Annotated in this window: 1 protein-coding gene; it reads right to left on the reverse strand. The window is 57.5% G+C overall.

Features of this window, described 5'->3' with window-relative positions:
* On the reverse strand, positions 1 to 259 hold a 259-nt coding region (gene dtd, locus SB765_RS31055), incomplete at both ends, for a D-aminoacyl-tRNA deacylase (RefSeq protein WP_410932679.1).

Consider the following 259-nt stretch of genomic DNA (forward strand, 5'->3'; position numbering starts at 1 on the left):
CGGCGCCACCCGAAAAGGAGGGACGCATCCCTTTTTGGGTATCTGCGGCCAGCGTAAACTGTGACACCACCAGCACGCTTCCGCCCGCCTGGCGAACACTCAGGTTCATTTTGCCCTGCTCATCACTAAAGATGCGATAGCCCAATACGCGTTCTGCGAGACGTTCCGCACGCGCGTTGTCATCGCCCTTTTCCACGCCCAGCAAAACCAGTAAACCGGCATCGATTTCACCGACCACTTCCTGATTGACGCTGACGCT

This window comes from Pseudomonas sp. SIMBA_067, from assembly GCF_046534675.1.
In the GTDB taxonomy this organism is placed as follows: Bacteria; Pseudomonadota; Gammaproteobacteria; order Pseudomonadales; family Pseudomonadaceae; genus Aquipseudomonas; species Aquipseudomonas putida.